This is a genomic window from Paenibacillus sp. Z3-2 (genome assembly GCF_054161325.1).
In genome coordinates, this window is the sequence record NZ_CP096397.1 from 1,784,319 (window position 1) to 1,798,273 (window position 13,955).

The 13,955-nt window shown below is 49.0% G+C and carries 17 protein-coding genes; 15 read left to right on the forward strand and 2 right to left on the reverse strand.

Annotated elements, in window-relative coordinates; genetic code table 11:
* Positions 1 to 101: 101 nt before the first annotated feature.
* The 15 genes from M1D71_RS07970 to M1D71_RS08040 all read left to right on the forward strand — a co-directional run bounded on the left by M1D71_RS07970 (position 102) and on the right by M1D71_RS08040 (position 12,363).
* Entirely contained in the window at positions 102 to 1,103 is a 1,002-nt protein-coding gene (locus M1D71_RS07970; protein ID WP_458126002.1) for a beta-ketoacyl-ACP synthase III, read from the forward strand.
* On the forward strand, positions 1,093 to 2,385 hold the full coding sequence (locus tag M1D71_RS07975; protein WP_458126003.1) for an ATP-grasp domain-containing protein: 1,293 nt from the start codon (positions 1,093 to 1,095) through the stop codon (positions 2,383 to 2,385). The genes M1D71_RS07970 and M1D71_RS07975 overlap by 11 nt, the downstream gene beginning before the upstream one ends.
* Positions 2,382 to 3,377 carry an NAD-dependent epimerase/dehydratase family protein gene (locus M1D71_RS07980; RefSeq protein WP_458126004.1) on the forward strand — a complete coding sequence of 332 codons (996 nt, stop codon included), beginning with the start codon at positions 2,382 to 2,384 and terminating at the stop codon, positions 3,375 to 3,377. Before M1D71_RS07975 ends, M1D71_RS07980 begins: the two co-directional genes overlap by 4 nt.
* Positions 3,371 to 4,231 carry an MBL fold metallo-hydrolase gene (locus M1D71_RS07985; RefSeq protein ID WP_458126005.1) on the forward strand — a complete coding sequence of 287 codons (861 nt, stop codon included), beginning with the start codon at positions 3,371 to 3,373 and terminating at the stop codon, positions 4,229 to 4,231. The genes M1D71_RS07980 and M1D71_RS07985 overlap by 7 nt, the downstream gene beginning before the upstream one ends.
* A complete protein-coding gene (locus M1D71_RS07990) occupies positions 4,228 to 5,556 on the forward strand; it encodes a F390 synthetase-related protein (protein WP_458126006.1) in 1,329 nt (442 codons plus the stop codon). Before M1D71_RS07985 ends, M1D71_RS07990 begins: the two co-directional genes overlap by 4 nt.
* A gap of 65 nt (positions 5,557 to 5,621) precedes the next feature.
* Positions 5,622 to 6,542: an SDR family oxidoreductase gene (locus tag M1D71_RS07995; RefSeq protein ID WP_458126007.1), complete on the forward strand. Its 921-nt coding sequence runs from the start codon at positions 5,622 to 5,624 to the stop codon at positions 6,540 to 6,542.
* 69 nt (positions 6,543 to 6,611) lie between these two features.
* Positions 6,612 to 7,193 (forward strand): DJ-1/PfpI family protein, encoded by a 582-nt coding sequence (locus M1D71_RS08000; RefSeq protein WP_458126008.1) that lies wholly within the window; start codon positions 6,612 to 6,614, stop codon positions 7,191 to 7,193.
* The gene (locus tag M1D71_RS08005) at positions 7,190 to 7,768 is read left to right on the forward strand and encodes an N-acetyltransferase family protein (protein ID WP_458126009.1); all 579 of its coding nucleotides are present in this window, start codon (positions 7,190 to 7,192) and stop codon (positions 7,766 to 7,768) included. The genes M1D71_RS08000 and M1D71_RS08005 overlap by 4 nt, the downstream gene beginning before the upstream one ends.
* Positions 7,765 to 8,649 (forward strand): serine/threonine protein kinase, encoded by an 885-nt coding sequence (locus tag M1D71_RS08010; protein WP_458126010.1) that lies wholly within the window; start codon positions 7,765 to 7,767, stop codon positions 8,647 to 8,649. Before M1D71_RS08005 ends, M1D71_RS08010 begins: the two co-directional genes overlap by 4 nt.
* Positions 8,650 to 8,738: 89 nt before the next feature.
* The gene (locus M1D71_RS08015; RefSeq protein ID WP_458126011.1) at positions 8,739 to 9,110 is read left to right on the forward strand and encodes a hypothetical protein; all 372 of its coding nucleotides are present in this window, start codon (positions 8,739 to 8,741) and stop codon (positions 9,108 to 9,110) included.
* 2 nt (positions 9,111 to 9,112) lie between these two features.
* Positions 9,113 to 9,832 (forward strand): GNAT family N-acetyltransferase, encoded by a 720-nt coding sequence (locus M1D71_RS08020; RefSeq protein ID WP_458126012.1) that lies wholly within the window; start codon positions 9,113 to 9,115, stop codon positions 9,830 to 9,832.
* Positions 9,829 to 10,299 carry a GNAT family N-acetyltransferase gene (locus M1D71_RS08025; RefSeq protein WP_458126013.1) on the forward strand — a complete coding sequence of 157 codons (471 nt, stop codon included), beginning with the start codon at positions 9,829 to 9,831 and terminating at the stop codon, positions 10,297 to 10,299. The genes M1D71_RS08020 and M1D71_RS08025 overlap by 4 nt, the downstream gene beginning before the upstream one ends.
* 26 nt (positions 10,300 to 10,325) lie before the next feature.
* The gene (locus M1D71_RS08030; RefSeq protein ID WP_458126014.1) at positions 10,326 to 10,712 is read left to right on the forward strand and encodes a hypothetical protein; all 387 of its coding nucleotides are present in this window, start codon (positions 10,326 to 10,328) and stop codon (positions 10,710 to 10,712) included.
* Between the two features lie 274 nt (positions 10,713 to 10,986).
* Entirely contained in the window at positions 10,987 to 11,787 is an 801-nt protein-coding gene (gene murI, locus M1D71_RS08035; protein ID WP_458127199.1) for a glutamate racemase, read from the forward strand.
* Positions 11,788 to 11,811: 24 nt separating this feature from the next.
* Positions 11,812 to 12,363 carry a histidine phosphatase family protein gene (locus M1D71_RS08040; RefSeq protein WP_458126015.1) on the forward strand — a complete coding sequence of 184 codons (552 nt, stop codon included), beginning with the start codon at positions 11,812 to 11,814 and terminating at the stop codon, positions 12,361 to 12,363.
* A 68-nt stretch (positions 12,364 to 12,431) separates the two neighbouring features.
* Here the strand turns inward: M1D71_RS08040 and M1D71_RS08045 are convergent, their stop codons facing one another.
* Together M1D71_RS08045 and coaA are read right to left on the reverse strand one after the other, a co-directional pair.
* A complete protein-coding gene (locus M1D71_RS08045; protein ID WP_458126016.1) occupies positions 12,432 to 12,794 on the reverse strand; it encodes a DUF423 domain-containing protein in 363 nt (120 codons plus the stop codon).
* A 67-nt stretch (positions 12,795 to 12,861) separates the two neighbouring features.
* On the reverse strand, positions 12,862 to 13,791 hold the full coding sequence (coaA, locus tag M1D71_RS08050; RefSeq protein ID WP_458126017.1) for a type I pantothenate kinase: 930 nt from the start codon (positions 13,789 to 13,791) through the stop codon (positions 12,862 to 12,864).
* Positions 13,792 to 13,955 lie beyond the last annotated feature (164 nt).

The following is a 13,955-nucleotide window of genomic DNA, read 5'->3' on the forward strand; positions in this document are numbered from 1 at the left end:
AAAGAAAACACAACAGGAAGGGCAGAGGAATCTGCCCTTCTATTATATATTTTAAGGCTTCTACTATTAATCAGTCAGATGAACAGAAAGAGGTTGGGGAAATGCAACTTAGAAGAGTAAGGATCGCGGGAACAGGGAAGTACCTGCCTGAAAAGGAAATCACCGATGAGGAACTGGATCGCCGCTTGGGCGTGCCTGCCGGATGGGTCAGCAAAGCAACAGGCATAGGTGTACGCCATTATGCCTCTGGCGAAGAAACGTCCTCTTTCATGGGCGCGCGGGCTGCCGAAGCTGCACTGGCGGATGCAGGACTGCAATTCCGGGATATCGACTGCCTGGTGTGCACCAGTGGCACGAAGGAACAACCGTTGCCAAGTACAGCGGTGTTTATCCAGCAGGCCATGGGACAGCAAGATTCGGGCATACCCGCCTTCGATATGGATGCGACCTGCCTGAGTTTCCTGAACGGACTGGATGTGATCTCCTATATGGTAGATGCCGGACGTTACCAGCGAGTACTGCTCGTAGCGACTGAGATTGCTTCGGCCGGATTAAATTGGTCTGATAAAGAGAGTGCGGCCCTGTTCGGAGATGGAGCGGCCGCCGTTATTATTGAGCGCACGCCTGAAGGGTCATCGTCGCAGATCGTACATGCTTCACTTCGAACTTACAGCCGAGGTGCTCGCTTCTCAGAGATTGCAGGTGGAGGTACACGGCTGCATGCTTCGAAGTACAAGGCGGATCAGCCGGAACCCTACCTATTTCATATGGATGGACAGGCCATCTTCCGCATGGCTTCCAGACTTCTGCCTGGATTTATCGGCGATATATTGCAGGCGACGGGCAATCAGATGGACGATTTCCAATTGGTTATTCCTCATCAGGGGAGTGCGATGGCGATGAGACTGATCCGTAAGAAGCTCAATATTGCTGGAGATCGGTTTATGGATATTACGCGAAATCACGGCAATACGATTGCTGCATCTATCCCAATGGGGCTACATGAAGCGATTAAGCAGCAGCGAATCCAGCGTGGGGATCGGGTGCTGATGATTGGCACGGCCGCCGGATTATCTTTAGGAGGACTTATTTTTGATTACTAGATCTGAGGGAACCGGACATCGTGCATCTGCTTCTCTCCGTGTGTTGCTTACCGGCGGAAGGGCTCCTGTAACGCTTGACCTGGCACGTATGCTCCATCGGGCAGGTCACCAAGTGTATGTTGCGGAGAGTGCAGCACGGCATCTGACCCGATCATCGGGTGCAGTGGAACAGTGCGCTGTGGTCCCATCGCCGCGTCATGACACATGTGCATATCTGGCGGAACTGGAACGGTTGGTTCAGGATTGGCAGATCGATCTGTTGATTCCGATGTGTGAAGAAGTCTTCTATGTTGCTCAAGGGGCAGAAAGACTGCGTACATATTGCCATGTTCTGGTTACGACTCTGGAACAGCTGCATAAGCTGCACCATAAATATAACTTTATCCAGCTTGCAGAATCACTCGGCCTCTCGGTTCCGGATACACGCCTGATCAATAATAAGCAGGAATGGATTGAAACTCAGTCTGTTCTGCAAACGGTAGGGAATTGGGTATGGAAACCGGTGTATTCCCGCTTTGCCGCAAAAGTACGCATGCCGAGACTCATGACCTATGACACTGGGGCAGGGAATGATCAGCAATGGGATGTAAGCCATAAGAATCAACGACATTTACGCAACGATCCTCCGGAACACGGGCAATTATCCTTTGCTTCGCCTTGGGTTGCCCAGGCCTATATTCCTGGTCAGATGTTATGTACATACAGCATAGCCCATGAAGGGCAACTGGTTGCACATGCCACTTACGACAGCCGCTATCGTACAGGTAGCGTGGGAGCCAGTGTCTATTTTGAACAGGTGGAACATGAGGGTGCCCTTGCGTGGGTGAGACAATATGTTGAGGCAACGGGTTTTAGTGGACAGATTGGGTTTGATTTTATAGAAGGTCAGGATAGGCGAGTATACGCGATTGAGTGTAATCCGAGGGCAACGAGTGGGATTCATCTGTTTCATCCCGGAGGTGACTTGGTGCGTGCACTGACTGAACCGGAGACATTGGTCAAAGAAAGAAGAATGATCACGCCCGCACGAGGCAGCAAAGCCATGCTCATGCTTCCCATGCTGGGAAGCGGAGTACAGCAGATCTTTGGCAAAGGGAAGCTCCGTGCATGGATAACTGCGTGGCGTGGAACCAGGGATGTGGTCTATGTAGGGCAGGATATCCAGCCAATATTTGAACAATTCGGAGTGGTGTTGGCCGCCTGGCATCTGGCAAGATCGCAGAAGATCTCGCTGACTGAAGCTTTGACTCACGACATAGAATGGAACGGTGAACAACAATGAATAGAGCATTGGTTACAGGTGCTACGGGATGTCTGGGTAGACACCTCGCGATACGACTTGCAAAAGAGGGTTGGGAAGTAACTGGTATGGGCCGACAGTCAAAGGTTGGTGCAGCACTTGAATCGGCAGGAATTCGATTCCTCAATGGAGATATACGGGATAAGGCAGCAGTAAACGAAGCTTGTGCAGGACAAGATATGGTGTTTCACTGTGCGGCACTATCATCGCCATGGGGTAAATATCGTGACTTTTATAGCAGTAATGTAGAAGGCACACAAAACCTCATGGATGGCTGCCTGCATAATGAGATACAGCGATTCATACATGTCTCGACTCCAAGTATATATTTTAACTACATACCGCGTTATAACGTACATGAGAATGACCCGTTGCCATCCAAACCAGCCAATCATTATGCAGCTTCGAAGCTTCTTGCTGAGCAGGTTGTAATGGAGGGGCATGCGAAGGGGCTTCCGTCGATCATCATTCGACCGCGAGCCATCTTTGGTCCGTATGATCAGACGTTATTTCCCAGGATTGTCACAGCAAACGCGAAATCGGGCGTGCCCATGATCGGTGATGGACAGGCATTAATCGATCTGACATGTGTGGATAATGTGGTGGATGCCTTATTATTGTGCCGCGATGCCTCAACAGAAGCACTTGGTAGAGCTTACAATATCTCCAATGGAGATCCGAGGGCATTCAGTGAGTTGGTAAGCAGCCTGTTTGGCATGCTGAATATGCCTTTGCGTCGTCGAAACATTCCTTATCGGACGGCATATGGTGCGGCAGCATTGCTGGAGCGAGTTCATGGCTTTATTCCTGTGTTGGGTGAACCTCCATTAACGAGGTATACAGTTGGCTCCTTATCTATTCCACAGACGTTGGATATTACAGATGCACGGGAGCAATTGGGGTACGTCCCTCGCGTATCCATTGAAGAGGGTTTGCAACAATTTGCAGACTGGTGGAGGGCTGAATCATGCTGACGACAACTCCGGTAGAATTATATCTGGGTGCGGCGGGTTACTGCACACATCCAGAGTTTCTGACGCTGCGCGGTGGTCGATTGAGCCCGGTGCCTTTCCCGGCAGGATTTGCCTGCATCATTCATCCCGTACATGGACCGATCCTGCTGGACACGGGTTATAGTTCCCGCTTTTTCGAGGAAACGGCTCATCTGCCTAACGCACTGTATCGTCATATTACGCCTGTGGTCTATCGTGAAGCGGACAGTGCCGTTCATCTTCTGGCTCGAATTGGACTGAAAGCTACGGATATTCGCTATATCATCCTCTCGCATTTTCACGGCGATCACATCGCGGGTGTACGAGACTTCCCGGAGGCACAATTCATCTATCTGCCAAGAGCCTATGATGCTGTGCGCTCACTCGGTCCGATTGCGGCTGTAAGGGCAGGTTTTCTTGCTGGACTGTTGCCCCAGGATTTTGCGGCCAGATCATTGCCTGTTACGCGTCAGCTTGAGCGTTGGACGGGAGCGGGGGAAGAGTTCCCTTTTGATGAGGTCTACGATATCTTTGGCGATGGCAGCCTACTGGGGGTGGATGTATCTGGTCATGCGGAGGGAATGATGGGGCTCCTGCTGCGTACGAAAGAACATGACTATTTCCTATGCGCGGACGCGGTGTGGTCGAGTCGAGCTTTTCGTGAAAGGCGTAGACCGAATATACTCGCTGGAATCATTATGTCGGATCGACATGAGTATGGACGAAACTTTGACCGACTAGTTCGGCTGCATCAGCAGTTTCCCCACATTCGTATTGTGCCAAGTCATTGCCGAGAGGTACTGGACGCTTGGGGTACAGGAGGGCAGAAACGATGAGCAATACCCTTCGTATTGTGGTTCATTATGCTCTCGCACGTGGGCTGAGAAAGTGGAAAACGCGAGAACAACTTGAGCGCTGGCAAGAACGACGGATTATTCGGCATGTCCATCAGGTCCGTGCCCGATCTCCGTTTTACCGGAATTGGTGGGGGGACGTGGACGCATCCGACTGGAGAAGATTTCCGTTGATTGACAAATCGATCATGATGCAACATTTCGATACATTGAACACGGTGGGCATTACCAAAGATGAAGCGCTGGCTCTTGCAGGCGAAAGTGAAGAAACACGTGATTTCAAACCTTCCATTCAAGGGGTGACGGTTGGACTGTCTTCGGGTACGTCAGGGAACCGGGGGATATTTTTGGTGAGTGATCGGGAGCAGGACGCTTGGACCGGCACGGTGCTGGCTAAGCTGTTGCCTGGTGGACTGTGGAAACCTGCCAAGATTGCATTTTTCCTGCGGGCCAATAGTAATCTGTATGAATCGGTGCAGCGTGGCAAGTTGCAGTTCCAGTACTTTGATCTGCTGGAGCGTGTGGATACCTTGGTGAAGCGACTTGAAACGTATCAACCTACCGTGTGGGTAGCTCCTCCATCCATGCTGCGCATGTTGGCGGATGCTTATGTGGCCGGCGATTTGACCGCTGTACCGGATAAAATCATCTCTGTTGCCGAAGTGCTGGACCCCTTGGATCGCAAGGTGCTGGAACAGGTCTTCGGACAGACCGTTCATCAAGTCTACCAGTGCACAGAAGGTTTCCTTGGAGCCACCTGTCGTTATGGCACACTGCATTTGAATGAAGACATCGTTCATATTGAAAAAGAGTTCATTGATCCCGCCACCCGGCGGTTCGTGCCCATTATTACGGACTTCTCCAGAACATCACAGCCGATCATCCGGTATCGACTGAATGATATTCTGACGGAAGCAGCGATGCCATGTGCCTGTGGTTCTCCGTTTACCGCGATTGAGCGGATTGAAGGCCGCTGTGATGACACGCTTTATTTTTCACAACTGCATACGGGTGAGGCGGTACCCGTCTTTCCGGATTTTGTCACCCGTTCGGTCATTGCGGCTTCGCCGGATATTGAACATTATCGTGTGGTGCAGCAAGGAGACGGGACAATGGAAGTATCCCTTCGGCTTGGCGGGAGCGCAGTGCTGGAACAGGTTGAGGCTGATGTACTGCGGGAACTGATAAAGCTGGGAGAGCGGCTCGAATGCACTTTGCCTGAGGTTAGATTCGTTCCGTATACGTTCGAACCGGGAATCACGAAGCTGCGCAGGGTGGAGAGACGGCATAATGGAGTGGCGGATTAATCAGGAGTCGTGCGGTACAGGTCGGAACGGAAGTAAGCAATTTACCGAGGAAAGAAGGACACACCGTGACAGTAGAGGAACACTTAACAGAGGACGGGCAGGGACGAATCAATACGGGTCTTGATGTAGTGAAGAAGACCAAGGAAGGAGCGAACGCTCCGGTGGCTTTAATTACGGGTACCTCCAGTGGCTTCGGTATGCTCACCGCAATTACTCTAGCCAAGCAGGGGTATCTTGTTGTTGCTACGATGCGTGACCTGAGTCGGAAAGAAGAATTGGCAAGGCTGGCTGAACAGGCGGGGATAACCGAACGTTTGCAATATGTGCAACTGGATGTGACCGATGCTGTATCAGTGGACAAAGCGGTGGGGACCGTTCTTCAAACCAATGGACGAATCGACATGCTGGTGAACAATGCGGGATTTGCGGTGGGCGGGTTCATTGAGGAAGTATCGATGGACGATTGGCGGCGCCAGATGGAAACGAATCTGTTTGGATTGATCGCTGTGACACGTGCCGTCCTGCCTATGATGCGTGAACAGAAGCAGGGGTTAATTGTTAACTTGTCCAGCGTCAGCGGTTTATCGGGTTTTCCAGGATATGCGCCCTATGCTGCCTCCAAATTCGCTGTGGAGGGATTCACCGAAAGTCTGCGGCATGAGATGTCTTCGTTCGGTGTTCGGGTGGTATTGGTTGAGCCAGGTGCTTATCGCACGCCGATCTGGAATAAGGGTCTGGGGGAAATTCACAGAAACGAGGATTCTCCGTATAAGCATAAGCTGGATGCTGTTCTTCGGTATTCCAAGCATGCGAGCGAGACGGCACCTGATCCACAGGAAGTGGCAGATCTGATCGGCCGAATTGCACGGATGCGTGCACCTAGACTTCGATATGCGCTCGGAAAAGGTTCGCGTGTGCTCATCGTAGGCAAAGCACTGCTACCGTGGAAGTGGCTGGAGCGGATCATCGCCCGTGGATTAAGATAAAAGTAAGGAAGTAATGGAACGTGATAAGGTTCGTAAAGCTTCGAAATAAAAATCACGGAGGTTTTTCATATGAAAATTGCATTCGTTTTGTTTGATGGACTGACTTTTCTTGACTTTGCAGGATTTTATGATGTGATCAATCGGTTGAATTTCTTTGAACAAACCAAAGGAACGACGTGGGAAACTTGTGCAATGACAGATCAGGTCACGGATGAGTCTGGTTTAACGTTGAAGGTGGACCGAGTGAAGCCTGACTTGGCGGATTATGATCTCGTGTTTATCCCGGGAGGCATGGGAACGCGTAAGCTGCGGTATGACGAGGCATTTGTAGGCTGGCTGAGACAGGCTGAGTCTGTGCCTTTGAAGGTTTCGGTGTGCACAGGCTCTCTGCTGCTGGGTGCGGCTGGTTTTTTATCCGGCAAAAAAGCAACGACACATCCTCAGGTATATGATCTGCTTCAGCCGTATGTCGATGAGGTGATTCCGAAGCGGATTGTAAAAGATGGAAATGTAATTACTGCCGGTGGGGTAGCTACATCTATTGATCTGGGGATTTATGTTGTTGGGTTGCTTGCAGGACAGGAAGCGGCAGCGAATGTAAAACTTCAGATCGATTACCCTTATCAGATGCAGGGAGTGGTCGAAGAATGAACAAAGATCGAGAGCAAGAGACCTATATCATTCGCAATATTCAGCGGGATGAAGCAGACCTCTACTGGCCTTTGCGACTGGAAGCACTGAAAACACATCCTGAAGCCTTCGGGGCTTCGTTCGAGTTGTCCAATCAACTCCCCATGAGTGAAGTACAGGAGCGCATACATAATGAACCGGATGATTATATTCTGGGAGCATACACAGAAGCAGGAACACTGGCGGGAATGATGGGTTTCAAAAGGGAGTACGGCCTAAAACTCAGGCACAAAGGCATGATCTGGGGTGTCTATGTTGCTCCGCAATATCGGGGATGTGGGCTGGCTTCGCGTTTGCTCCGCGAGGTTCTGGATCGGGGAAGGCATCTGGAGGACATGAAGCAGATTAATCTGAGTGTTGTTACAACGAATGAATCAGCCAGACGTTTATATGAGCGATATGGATTTGAAGTCTACGGCATCGAGCGTAACGCATTGGAAGTCCATGGTCAGGGATATGATGAGGCGCATATGAATTACTTTTATACAGAGCACTCAAGATTGGATGATGATGTTAACACAGGAGGTGTCCTATGACAGATCAGGTTGAACTTGAGATCGACGGTGTTTCGTTTGTCATAAAAGAAGCCCATTCTTTCGATTGGTTACAGCCCTTGGGTACGGCCTTTCGCGTATTCGATCAGCAGGATTCAGGGAACCTTAGCTTCGGGATCGTGCAGGAGGATGGAAATAAGTTGTTCGTTAAGTATGCGGGAGCACATACAATTCATGCGAATCATACGGGAAGTCCCCCGGAAGCCATTCGTAATCTGAAATCATCTGTTTCCGTCTATGAGGATCTGGCGCATGACACGTTGATTCGACTAACGGATCATTTTGCAACGAATGAGGGCTATACCTGTGTCTTCGATTGGGTGGATGGGGAATGTCTGCACTCGCACTGGTATTTCCCGCCTCCGGCCAAATATGAAGATCCGCGTTCGCCCTACTATCGGTTCAGACAACTCCCAGTGCAGACACGTATTCAGGCAATGGAGCAGATTCTGAATTTTCATATCGAGGTGGAACGGAGAGGTTATGTGGCTGTTGATTTGTATGACGGCAGTTTGATCTATGATTTTGACAAACACTTGATGAAAATTTGCGATATTGATCTGTATCGGAAGGGCTCTTTTACCAATACCATGGGACGTATGTGGGGGTCTTCCCGCTTTATGTCTCCCGAAGAGTTTGAGCTAGGCGCACCCATAGATGCGGTTACCAATGTATTCAATATGGGAGCCATGGCGTTCGGGTTGCTTGGCGGGGAGAAAGATCGTTCTTATGCGAGATGGGATGTTGGAGAAGCATTGTATCAGGTTGCCAAGCGTGCAGTGAACGCCGATCGGTCCCAGCGGTACGCAACGATTGCGGAACTTGGTGAGGCCTGGAAACAAGCAGCGATGCAAGATGAATAAGTGGAGTGGCATAATTTTCGCAAATGTGCAAAATCAAGTCGTATCCGCACTGGAAATCCCGTATAATGGAAATTAATTGGGAGGTGCAGATGATGTGCAGATATGCCATGTCAGGACCATATAAGGACATCTATGCCTGTTTCAACTGTCGCAAATCATTTAAACAAGTTTCCAGACATGACCTGAGCCCTGAAGTGGTGGCAAAGCTTGAATATAAGTGCCCGCAATGTGCCTCATCTATGATTAGCATGGGACAGGATTTCCAGGCTCCGAAGCAAAATGATACCAAACAATGGACCAAAGTGATGATGCTGTATCGTCATGGCTTTACCTATCATAATTGCGGGTGCGGGGCTGGATATCGTCCGACTGATTTACGTGAATTGCCCGAATTTCTGGAGCAGCAGGAAACGGGTAAAGGTAGTGTAGGCGAACGATTATTGCAAAGGTTGACTTCATAGATATGGTTCCAAAATCGAACCTGTCGCCTATGGAGATGTTGAAGATACAGGCGAGCACTTTATATACGATCAACGAGCAACAACGTCTTCTAAGTATTAACGAGCCGGGTGGTGGGAAGGCTCCAGCCCTTTTTATCGGCATGACTTCGGCCGGTTCACTAATCTATTACCATGAGCAGTTACCGCCGGATCTAACGGATGAGTTAGGTAGGGATAGTGAGCTTCCATTGGATATTCCGAAACTGATTCGGAAGGTGGAAACCTTTGAGCCAGTTAGCCATGTGTGGATGGGACCAGCCTATGCTTTTCCTGAGACATCTGGCGATTGGAATCGGAACGTACAACTAATTGGTCAGGAGCAGCGTTATATGCTGGCAGAGCATCTCCCGGAATTAACGGATCACGTGCACGAAAAATGGCCTGTTGCCGCTTATGTTATTGACGATTCTGCTGTGGCAGTGTGCTGCTCTGCAAGGGTCTCCAGTCATGGTACAGAGGCGAGCTTGTATACTGCAACGGGTTTTAGAGGCCATGGGTATGCAGCGGAGACGGTAAAATGCTGGCAGTATTATGTCAGGGAGAGTGGACGCGTGCCGATCTACAGTACTTCGTGGGATAATCTTGCTTCACAGCATGTTGCCCGTAAACTGGGGTTAATTCAGTTTGGTGTGGATTTCAGTATCACAACCTTTGGTTCGAAAAGTGGGTGTAATGTACAGTGATCCGCACGTTTGTAGAAAAGGACCTGCAATATGTCATTGAAGCGCATATCCGTATTTATCGAAAAGAGTATAATTATGATGATAGCTTTGCTGAATTTATCACGAATGCGGTGAATTCGTTTGGACTTACGGGCAATTACTCAAAGGAGATGTTGTGGATTGTTGAGCTGAATCAGTCAGCTTTCGGCTCCATAGGTCTTACTCAGGTAAATGAAAATACAGCTCAACTGCGCTGGTTTCTGATTGAACCTTCAGCACGAGGTGCAGGATGGGGGAGACAGCTTATTGAACAGGCCGTTCTTTTTGCAAAAGTAAAGAACTATACTTCCATGATTCTGTGGACCAACGCGTCCTTGGATGGTGCACGCAGATTATATCAATCTGTGGGCTTTGAAGTGAAGGAAGTCCGCAAGCAGGTTTTGTCAGGTCAAGAGCTTACCGAGGAGAAATGGGAACTTGCTCTATAACTCTCTTTGTTGAAAGGAGTGGGACGGTGAATCGTAGGAGACAGATTCTCGGCTTGGTATCACTATGCACTGCATTGATGGTGACAGCGTGTTCGACTCGGACGGAAGAACAAGTGTTATCAGCAACAATTGAAAGCAACCTGCAGAAGATGGTTCACGACCCTGTCCTCATGACCAGCAGCAATCCTAATGATTATATTGCTGGTAATCCGGAGGCTTACGAGGATATCCTGAACACGGGTGAAGCAGGAATGCACTTCCTGCTACAGCAGCTCGAATCCAGTCCGGATAACGGTCTTAAGGAATGGATTATGGCTCAGGCAAGTACTGAATTGCTTGGAGAGCATAACCCTGTAGAGGCGTGGCATAGTGGCAAGGACTGGCTCAGGCAGTATAAGATGAACGTAGAGTAATGGCTCATCATCTATAGTATCTGACTTAGCGGAAGTAATGGAGGGGGCGGAATCGATTCTGAAGAAGCGATAGCGTTCGCCTTTGTCTCCGAATTTATACATCTATAAGGTTATTCAAGAAAATTTGGAGACAACAGCGATCAGAAGAACGATCCGTAACCGGAATGATTCCCGCAAGTCGTCAAGCACTGTAGTGTGTGATGAGCCGGAAGTACAAACCTCACCTCCAGTCAGCATGAGCAGCATTGAGAGGTTCTTGAACCCAGAAGAATACATGATAGAGGTGAAATCCTTGACTAAGAAAATTGCATTTTTTGATTCAGGCATCGGTGGTTTAACCGTTTTGCATAAGGCATTGCAACAATTCCCGGAAGAACAATTCCTGTATTATGCGGATACCAGGTATGTTCCTTATGGAACCAAGTCTGCGGATGAGGTCAGGGGCCATATTTTTGATTGCGTGGAAGCAATCGTTCAGGAAGATGTTCAAGCCATTGTGATTGCTTGTAATACAGCGACCAGTCTGGCTGTTAGGGATCTGCGCGCCAAGTATGATATTCCGATCATTGGCATGGAGCCTGCGGTGAAACCAGCCGTGGAGATGAATCGCGATAGCGGGAAGAGAGTGCTTGTATTTGCTACGGCCCTCACCTTGAGCCAATCCAAGTATAACGAACTGGTATCGCGTGTTGATGATCACCATAGTGTGGATTCCATTGCGCTGCCGGAACTTGTGGAGTGGTGTGAACAGCTGGATTTTGATCCGAGCAAAATTGCTGATTATTTCCGGTTGAAGCTGGCAGATCTCGATCTTCATGGGTATGGCACAGTGGTGCTTGGCTGCACGCATTATCCGTTCTATACGTCCATTCTGCGAACGGTTTTGCCAGATCATATACAGATTATTGATGGCAGTACAGGTACGGTCAACCACCTGAAGCAGCGGCTTCAATTGGTGGGTCAGCATGTAGGCAGAACAGGGGAACAAGTCACTTTCCTCAGTTCATCAGGCCGACCTGAAGAGCAGGAGAAGATGTACGGTGCACTCCAATATCTTGAGAAGAGTTCCATGTAGGTTACACCATAGGAGGTGACAGCCATGCAGTCCATTTATCTTATCCGTCACGCCAAAGCGACTGGGCAGGAACCCCATGCAGAGCTTACCGATGAAGGGCTCAGGCAGGCTGAGAAACTTGCCAATATGTTGGCTCATCATACCATAACGTACATTGTATCCAGTCCATGGAAAAGGGCCGTACAGACGGCTATGCCACTGGGCATAGCAACGCTGCAACATATACATACGGATGAACGTCTCCAGGAGAGAATACTCAGCTCCCTGGATCTGTCTAACTGGATGGATGTGCTGAAACGTACATATGACGATGTGGATTGGGTAGAAGAAGGTGGGGAATCTTCAAGGGCTGCGGCTGCAAGAGGAATGGCATTACTGGAAGAGCTGTGGAGCAGACCGGAACAGCACGGAGCTGTGGTTACGCATGGGAACTTGTTATCTCTGCTTATACGCCAATATGAACCATCCTTTGGCTATGAAGAGTGGACCAAACTCTCTAACCCGGATGTGTATGTGCTGGAGCGACAAAGGTCAGAAGGAGAGCTGCCCACCATTCGCAGAATTTGGACAGATTGAACAACAAAAGAGTGCTCCAGCGATAGGATATCAGCCAGAACACTCTTTTCGTTTATCTATGGGCATGTTTACAATGCGGCAATCATGATCATTACCCATCCAGCCAGAAATGCGACTCCGCCAAGTGGGGTAATGGCCCCCAATTTGCGAACACCCGTTACACTTAATGCGTACAGGCTGCCAGAGAACAGGATAATTCCCGCGAACAACAGCCATCCGGCAAGCATGACGAGTGAAGAGGATTCGAGACGGTCTGCCAGCAGTCCGATCAGGATGATCCCAAGTCCGTGGATGAGGTGATATTGAACACCGGTTTCGTAGATTTTGATCATGTCAGCGGATAATTTGCGCTTGAGCGCGTGTGCGCCGAATGCACCCAAAGCGACAGCCAAGAACATCATAATACTGCCGAGGATAATCAGGGTTTGCAATGTGTTTTTCTCTCCTTTTAAGGGTAATTAGGTACAACACCACAGTGTCGTCCTCCCCGAATGCTGTTTACAATTTGCGTAATTGAATCTGCCCAATGGAGTGATCTGCTTCCTTTTTCAGAATCAATCTGGCCCGTCCTTTGGTGGGTAAAATGTTTTCATGCAGGTTTTTGGCATTGATATCCTGCCAGATCTGGTTGGCTGTCTGAACGGTTTCCTCTTCATCAATATTGGCGAATCGTTGATGGAAGAAGGAGTCCGTGTTTTGAAACGCTGTATTACGGAGCAACTTAAAACGCTCAACGTACCAGTGTCTTATATGTTCTTCTTCCGCATCAATGTAGATGGAGAAATCAAAGAAATCACTGACCAGCAAGGGCGTTTCCTTTTTGATCTGAAGCACATTGATGCCTTCAATAATAAGAATGTCCGGCTGACAGATCTGCTTCTCTTCCCCTTGAATGACATCGTAGGCGAGGTGAGAATAGACCGGTGCTTTCACTTCAGGTTTGCCTGATTTCACATCGCCCATGAATTGAATCAGGGATTTGATATCATAGCTTTCCGGGAACCCCTTGCGGTTCATGATGCCCTTCTCTTGCAGCACGGCATTGGGGTATAAGAAACCGTCGGTTGTGACCAGGTCAACCTTGGGTCTGTTCTTGCCTCTGGCGAGCAACGCCTGAAGCAACCGGGCAGCAGTACTTTTGCCCACGGCAACACTTCCCCCGATTCCAATGATGTAAGGAGTAGGGGATGCTTCTTTTTTCATAAAGGAGGCCGTCAGTCGATTCAGATCTCGAGAAACTCTTGCATATAAGTCAATAAAGTGGGTAAGAGGCAGATATATATCTTCGACTTCTTGAATCGATACCTCTTCATTCAATCCCTTTAACTGTTCTAATTCGGCTTCCGTCAGTGGAAGAGTGGTCTGATGTTCTTTAAGTTCAGCCCATTCCTTGCGGTTAAACTCGATGTAAGGAGAGTATGAATTCATGAGATCCCGCTTTCTGTATGTAATATTATCGTGGACACAACCCTTAGTGTACCAAATTTCAGGAAACTGACAACACATTTACATTGTCCATTCCATGATGCCTTTCGTTAAATTGGAGCAAAAAGCAACTTATAGGAAAGTTTAACCCAATTTATGTTAAAGTC

Coding starts and splice junctions, on each gene's coding strand:
- M1D71_RS07970 (WP_458126002.1), top strand. CDS start 102: ATGCAACTTAGAAGAGTAAGGATCGCGGGAACAGGGAAGTACCTGCCT.
- M1D71_RS07980 (WP_458126004.1), top strand. CDS start 2,382: ATGAATAGAGCATTGGTTACAGGTGCTACGGGATGTCTGGGTAGACAC.
- M1D71_RS07985 (WP_458126005.1), top strand. CDS start 3,371: ATGCTGACGACAACTCCGGTAGAATTATATCTGGGTGCGGCGGGTTAC.
- M1D71_RS07990 (WP_458126006.1), top strand. CDS start 4,228: ATGAGCAATACCCTTCGTATTGTGGTTCATTATGCTCTCGCACGTGGG.
- M1D71_RS08000 (WP_458126008.1), top strand. CDS start 6,612: ATGAAAATTGCATTCGTTTTGTTTGATGGACTGACTTTTCTTGACTTT.
- M1D71_RS08005 (WP_458126009.1), top strand. CDS start 7,190: ATGAACAAAGATCGAGAGCAAGAGACCTATATCATTCGCAATATTCAG.
- M1D71_RS08010 (WP_458126010.1), top strand. CDS start 7,765: ATGACAGATCAGGTTGAACTTGAGATCGACGGTGTTTCGTTTGTCATA.
- M1D71_RS08015 (WP_458126011.1), top strand. CDS start 8,739: ATGATGTGCAGATATGCCATGTCAGGACCATATAAGGACATCTATGCC.
- M1D71_RS08020 (WP_458126012.1), top strand. CDS start 9,113: ATGGTTCCAAAATCGAACCTGTCGCCTATGGAGATGTTGAAGATACAG.
- murI (WP_458127199.1), top strand. CDS start 10,987: ATGATAGAGGTGAAATCCTTGACTAAGAAAATTGCATTTTTTGATTCA.
- M1D71_RS08040 (WP_458126015.1), top strand. CDS start 11,812: ATGCAGTCCATTTATCTTATCCGTCACGCCAAAGCGACTGGGCAGGAA.
- coaA (WP_458126017.1), bottom strand. CDS start 13,791: ATGAATTCATACTCTCCTTACATCGAGTTTAACCGCAAGGAATGGGCT.